Raw genomic sequence first — 6,525 nt, 5'->3', positions numbered from 1 at the left:
TCGCTAAGTCTCTTGATTAACCAGACTTGTGATCAAGAGACAGCCCGATGGGTGCCTTTTTCTTTAGCGATCGTTAACTCAACAATTTGGTGCTTACCAGAAGGTAATGAATAAACCCACAGTCACTGCCATTCCGACATAGTTGTTGTTGAGGAAGGCTTGAAAACAAAGGTCTCGATCACGGTGACGCATCAAGTGTTGTTGATACACAAATAAGCTACCTGCGACTAACAGTGCCCAATAGAAGGTATCACCTAATTGGTAATGCATGCCTAAAGCAATCAGCATCGCTAGGGTAACAAGTTGCAAAGAACCCACAATCAGTTTATCGAAGCGACCAAATAAAATAGCCGTCGACTTAATACCAATCTTTAAGTCATCATCTCGATCAACCATCGCATATTGTGTGTCATAGGCTATCGTCCATAACGCATTAATTACGAAGATAAACCACACAATACTTGGCAGTTCATTGGTTTGTGCCGCCCAAGCCATTGGTATTGCCCAACTAAACGCTAAGCCGAGAAACAACTGTGGAAGATGCGTAAAACGCTTCATGAAAGGATAAATGAACGCCAGAGCTACACCAATAAATGAGAGCTTAATGGTCAGTGGATTCATGGTGAGTACCAACAAGAATGACACTACGGCTAGTACTAAAAAGAGCAGAATTGCTTCCTTACTGGAGACCAAACCTGAAGGTAATGGACGCTGCTTGGTACGTTTAACATGGCCATCGACTTTACGGTCAGCAAAGTCATTGATCACACAGCCAGCTGAGCGCATCAAGACTACACCTAGTACGAAAACAACCAACACATCCAAGTCAGGCATACCTTGCGCGGCGATAATCAGTGACCACAAGGTTGGCCAAAGGAGTAACAGGGTACCAATCGGGCGATTCATTCGCGTTAATTGCCAATACGCCTTCACTTTGGTGGCAAGCATTTACACACTCTCCTTAGAGTAAATGGGTGATGTTGGTAAAAACAGTTCTGCCACAAGCATCGGTTTATGGTTCATCCATAATCGAGAACGACGTGCGAGTAATCGCTCATCGCCTGCGATAACCCAACCGACTTGCAGCGCATCTCGCTCAACATTCTCAGCACTGAAAACCGTTAATCCAAGCGGGACATTACCTTGTTGAGAAAGGTCAGAGTGCTGATGGTCTTCTAATGTGACTCGGGGAATCAAGGTTCGACCTAGCACCCACGGTTCATCATCGCCCTTCAAAATCACTTTACGCAATAAGCAATCAAACGATGATAAAAGACGTTCCTCGTCTTGTTGTAGCATTGAGCGTTCTACAACTTGGTTATGAAGCAACTCAACAGACAGGTGCTGACAGCACTTACCCAACTTGCGGGAAAGAGAACCTTGCTCCATAAGCCACTCTTTGGTGGTTTTATTAGGAAAATCAAATGTTTCTGTACTTTGCCAATCTACATTCATTAACGAATTAAGATACAGCGATATTGGCTGATTCATACTAGTATTCAATAGGTGACTTTACACGTACAATAAAGCTTCAACTTTCGAACAAAATTAAAGCGTTCTTCGAATTGTAAACGTATTTAGATTTAGACCGCTCATTGTAACAAGACTAATGCGTTTCGAATATCGCGAATAAACTAAAGAAAAGTCACAAATATGCACAAACGTTATGTAGCCCAAATATTTCTTGCGATTACCCTACTCTTTTCAGCATCAAGTTTCGCTGAAGAGGAGTCGGCACCCAAACTAGCCTACTTCACGCTAGAACCAGACCTGACCACCAACTTTTACACTAAAGGTAAAAAACTGGGCTACATTCAGGTTCGTCTCGATATCATGGTGGCAAATAGTAACGACTTGGCCGCGATTGAGCACCACCAACCACTGATTCGTGATGCGGTGATTGAATTGCTTGGTAAACAAAACGAAGAAACCATTAAGTCTCTATCTGGCCGTGAAGACCTAAGAAAATCCTTAGTTGAGCACCTCAACAAGATTTTGCTTCCAGAGACAGGTAAAACCCTCATTGCTGACTTACTGTTTACCAAGTACCTTTATCAGTAATGATGCAAAACGAATCCCATTAAAAAAGCGGCTCACTGGCCGCTTTTTTGTCTCTATCATTTGGCTACCCACTAGAAACCATGAGTTAACTTCTTGCCGAGTTTGGCGCTTTCATCGCATCGATAAAGCCAATAATCACACCCGCGGCTAAGCCAGCTAAATGCGCGGTGTTAGCGATCGCCATGAAGGATTGCATGTACCCAAGCACTAGCCACACCAACATAAAGCCGACAATCTGTCTTGGTATACCTAAACCAAGCTGTGGCGCTTTTGTACCGACAACCCATAAGTAACCAACCAAGGCATACACAACACCAGACAAACCACCGAAGTTAGCCCCTTCAACCCAATACTGTCCAGCACCTGAAAGCGCAGAAGATACAGCAAAGATCTGAAGTAGCTTGAGGCTTCCTAGCTTCTTCTCAATGTCTCCACCTAACTGCCACCACCACAAAATATTAAATGCGATGTGCATAACAGAGAAGTGTAGAACGGCATGACTCAACCAACGCCACAGCTGCCATTGCTGACCATCCACCGCTGGAAAATGCAGGGCATTAAAAATAGCCTGGCCAAAACCTATTTGTTGCAGCGCAAAAATCACCACACACACTAACATCAGGCTTAGTGTCACAGGGCCTGCTTTGGCTTTGATCATGCCCATGAAGCTTGGCGTATGGTAATGAAAGTTGCTTTTTCTGGTCTCTGCCATATCCCAAGATGCCGCTTGATAGCGCTTATGATTAGGCTCTGCCAGAAAACGATTCAGCTCAGCTTCGGTTTCAACCTGAAATTGGCTATCAAGAAGCCAGAGAGCAAAACGCCCCTCTCCCTCCGGAGACATCTGAATAGGGATCTGACGAGAGGCCATATAATCAATAAATGCTTGAGCAAGACGTGGGTTGTCTAACACCATCAATCTAATCATTGTTACTTCCTATTCATGTTATGAGAGATGCTTAGAGCGGTTGAGGTGATAAAAGGGATTAACCCGCGATCACTGGAAGTTCAGCACGATGCCAAGCTTCGAAACCACCATCAACACTATATACCTCTTCAAAGCCTTGGTTCACTAAATATTGTGCCGCACCTTGGCTACTGATGCCGTGGTAGCACATCACCAAGATAGGCTGTTCAAACTCAACCTCATCCATAAACGACACCATAGTATCGTTAGTCAGGTGGTAGGCTGTTTTTGAGTGGGCAACCGCAAATGACTGCGGGTCACGTATATCAACAAGTCGAGCGTCGCCTTGTTCAATGAGGGCTTGAGCGCCTTTAACATCGATATGTTTAAACTGGTCCATAACTTTCTCTTTTTATACTGATTTACTTTGCTGCCATTGTAACCTATCCCAAGGCTAACATTTACATCCACTTAATAAGGTTATCCACCAGCGATCACTTTTACACCATTTGTGGATAAATCTGTGAATTGCGTGAATAAAGTGCTTTTTGAAAAATAGATCCACAACATATAGTAATGATCCTGATCTAACTGTGGGTTAACTAAAACATATCCCCACTCGAAAAACCCCGTTAAAGCCTTACTACACCCTGCTTTTAGACAGCTGACGAATAAACTTCTCACAGAGTTATCCACAAAATCATTTTGCAAATTTCGATCGCAAAAGTTGAGAAATCGATCGAAAACAAAAAGGCCGAGATCTCTCGATCTCGGCCTTTTCAATTTTCAAAATTCAGCTATTTGCTAGCTCTACTATTAGAAGGTAGAAGCTAATAGAAACTAGATGCTATTAGAAATCGCCAACGGCTTGTTTCAATTTCTTCATCGCATTCTTTTCTAATTGGCGAACACGCTCAGCAGAGATACTGTAGGTATCCGCTAAGTCTTGCAGTGTTGCCTTGTTGTCGTCTAACCAACGTGAGCGAACAATGTGTTGGCTACGCTCGTCTAAGCTTGCTAGTGCTAGCCCTAGGCGATTGTTGGTGTGTGACTCCCAGTTAGCCGCTTCAACCGTCTCAGCAACGTCTGATGCTTTGTCTTCTAGGTAGTAAACTGGAGCAGTATAAGCAGACCCGCCATCGTCATCGTCCATAGGCGCTTCAAACGTCGCATCTTGTGCCGCTAAGCGAGATTCCATCTCACGAACTTCTGAAGGCTCAACACCCAGTTCACGAGCAACCGTCTCAACTTCACCGTTATTAAACCAACCTAAACGCTTTTTAGACTTACGAAGGTTAAAGAACAGTTTGCGCTGCGCCTTAGTGGTCGCAATTTTAACGATACGCCAGTTACGCAGAACGTATTCATGGATTTCAGCTTTGATCCAGTGAACAGCAAAAGAAACGAGACGAACACCAACTTCTGGATTGAAGCGCTTAACAGCCTTCATCAAGCCGATGTTACCTTCTTGGACGAGATCGGCCATTGGCAGCCCGTAGCCAGAGTAGCCTCTTGCAACGTGCACCACGAATCGTAAGTGGGAAAGGATCAAGCCTTTCGCCGCATCGATCTCACCTTTGTAATGTAATCGCTCTGCAAGTCCACGTTCCTCTTCAGGGGTCAGCATTGGGTAGCTGTTCGCTGAGCGGATATAGCTATCTAAACTATCTTGTGTGACTAAAGCCATTTGATACGCTTGGTTTGCCATTCGGTTCCTCATCAATCTCTGATCTGGAGTAATACATCTATTAAAACCCGACAATCTTGAACCTAAAATGAACAGGTTTCAAGGAGGGGGGAAGTAATTATGCATAATCAATTCGTCTATACAAGGCAAAAACTGGTTAAGAAGTGCCTATTTTTCGTCTAAATATGACTCTATTCACCTAAACTGGTTCAATTTCTTTTAGGTGACGCTGTGCAGAAAGCTTCGCAGCCACACTACCAAGCAAGGTTCCGACGATCAAAAGCAGTAAAGATTCATCCCAACTCAGGCCAATTAAACGGAAATGGCTGTCGTATAGCTGAGCCAAGTCATCCACTGCGCTGTTCAGTAATACGGTAATCAATGCCGTCATTACCCAAGCGCTAATCGAGCCTAAAACACCAAACCACATTCCAGCATAAAGGTATGGTCGAAGAATATAGCTGTCGGTCGCACCAATCAGCTTCATGGTTTGAATCTCTTCTTTATGTGCCAATACATTAAATCGTAGTGTATTGCCGATAATCAGAAATACCGCGCCCAACATCAATACCGTTAAGGTAATCACGATGACAGCCGCTAATGCTTTGATCGCATCTAATCGAGCTAACCAATCTTCGTCTAAGCGAACATCAGTGATTAAGTCTTGTTTCTTAACTGTGCCTGCCAGTTCTTTAATTAGGGTATCGCTGTGTACGCTTGGCGTAATCACCAACACACCTGGCAGTGAGTAATCGTCGAGGATAGTTAGAGCATCCTCAAAACCAGAATACTGGCTGAGGTCTTCAAGCCCTTGCTGCGGAGAGATATACTCCACCAGCTCAACTTGGTCCCAACTTTCGATTTCATCCTTAAGCACCATTACTCGTGGCTCAGGAATACCATCCTCTACATAAGCACTTATTTGTGACGGGCTAATGACATCTTGCGCCACTTCACCCACATTTTTACCCAATAGGTACAAACAAGCTGGCATCGCCAATGCCATTGAGATCACCGCAAGGGTCAGCAAGTTGCCTAACGGGCGCTGCCACATTTCCGAGAATGACGACTTAGCTTGTTTCCAATGAACAACAAAGAAGCCGTCGCTTGAAGCGCGGTTTGCAGCTCGATTAGATTGAGGTTTCTTGATTCGCTTATTCGCGGCCATAGTCTTCAACCTCACTCAAAAATCCTTGGTTTAATTCAAGATGGCGGTACTGAGGGCGAGTGTTCACTAACCCGATATCGTGCGTTGCGAGGATGATTGTCACACCTGCGCGGTTGAACTCTTCAAACAATCGCAATACACGGTTAGATAATTCAGGATCTAGGTTACCCGTCGGCTCATCCGCTAAAAGCAGAGTTGGACGGTTAACCACGGCACGGGCAATACCCACACGTTGTTGTTCTCCACCAGAAAGTTGGCTTGGCAAACAACGGGCTTTATCTAATAAACCGGTTTTGTCTAACGCCGCACTGACTCGGCGTTTTATTTCATTTTCAGAAATAGATTCAATACGCATCGGCAGAGCAACGTTGTCGAAAATCGAACGGTCCATTAGCAGGCGATGGTCTTGAAAGACAATCCCAATATTACGGCGTAAGAAAGGAATGTCTTTAGCTGGAATACGAGTGATATCGTGATCGTTGAACCAGACACGCCCATCGGTTGGACGCTCTATTGCACAGATCAACTTCAGCAAGGTACTTTTACCAGCTCCAGAGTGCCCACCCAAAAAAGCCATCTCTCCACGTTTCAGGTGAAAGTCCACTTTTTGAAGCGCTTGTCTTCCACCTCGGTAGGCTTTACTCACTTGCTGAAATTTGATCACCGAAAATTCCTCTTACGATCACTCTATCAAATTTAAAA

The 6,525-nt window shown here is 44.4% G+C and carries 8 protein-coding genes; 1 reads left to right on the top strand and 7 read right to left on the bottom strand.

All coding sequences use genetic code 11. The annotated features are described in order from the left end of the window. Positions 1–93: 93 nt before the first annotated feature. Complete coding sequence (ubiA, locus tag BCT34_RS09555; RefSeq protein WP_076651415.1) at positions 94–948, bottom strand: 4-hydroxybenzoate octaprenyltransferase; 855 nt, start codon at positions 946–948, stop codon at positions 94–96. After that, positions 949–1,491, bottom strand: coding sequence for a chorismate lyase (locus BCT34_RS09550; protein ID WP_165690286.1), 543 nt, complete (start codon positions 1,489–1,491; stop codon positions 949–951). 162 nt (positions 1,492–1,653) lie between these two features. On the opposite strand from BCT34_RS09550, the gene BCT34_RS09545 reads away from it, so the two are divergent. Further along, positions 1,654–2,061 (top strand): flagellar basal body-associated protein FliL, encoded by a 408-nt coding sequence (locus BCT34_RS09545; protein WP_076651413.1) that lies wholly within the window; start codon positions 1,654–1,656, stop codon positions 2,059–2,061. Between the two features lie 85 nt (positions 2,062–2,146). Here the strand turns inward: BCT34_RS09545 and glpG are convergent, their stop codons facing one another. The 5 genes from glpG to ftsE form a co-directional block, all read right to left on the bottom strand. Beyond that, a complete protein-coding gene (glpG, locus tag BCT34_RS09540) occupies positions 2,147–2,989 on the bottom strand; it encodes a rhomboid family intramembrane serine protease GlpG (RefSeq protein ID WP_076651412.1) in 843 nt (280 codons plus the stop codon). A gap of 58 nt (positions 2,990–3,047) precedes the next feature. After that, complete coding sequence (gene glpE / locus BCT34_RS09535; RefSeq protein ID WP_076651411.1) at positions 3,048–3,368, bottom strand: thiosulfate sulfurtransferase GlpE; 321 nt, start codon at positions 3,366–3,368, stop codon at positions 3,048–3,050. A gap of 450 nt (positions 3,369–3,818) precedes the next feature. Then, positions 3,819–4,676 (bottom strand): RNA polymerase sigma factor RpoH, encoded by an 858-nt coding sequence (gene rpoH, locus BCT34_RS09525; protein ID WP_017055518.1) that lies wholly within the window; start codon positions 4,674–4,676, stop codon positions 3,819–3,821. A 178-nt stretch (positions 4,677–4,854) separates the two neighbouring features. Then, positions 4,855–5,823, bottom strand: coding sequence for a permease-like cell division protein FtsX (gene ftsX, locus BCT34_RS09520; RefSeq protein ID WP_076651409.1), 969 nt, complete (start codon positions 5,821–5,823; stop codon positions 4,855–4,857). Next, positions 5,810–6,487 (bottom strand): cell division ATP-binding protein FtsE, encoded by a 678-nt coding sequence (gene ftsE, locus BCT34_RS09515; RefSeq protein WP_004736585.1) that lies wholly within the window; start codon positions 6,485–6,487, stop codon positions 5,810–5,812. The genes ftsX and ftsE overlap by 14 nt, the downstream gene beginning before the upstream one ends. Between the last annotated feature and the right edge of the window lie 38 nt (positions 6,488–6,525).

Origin of the sequence: Vibrio sp. 10N.261.45.E2, from assembly GCF_002875705.1 — a bacterium.
GTDB lineage: Bacteria > Pseudomonadota > Gammaproteobacteria > Enterobacterales > Vibrionaceae > Vibrio.
The sequence above is the reverse complement of the archived record's forward strand: the minus strand, read 5'-3'. Positions and strand labels throughout refer to the sequence as shown.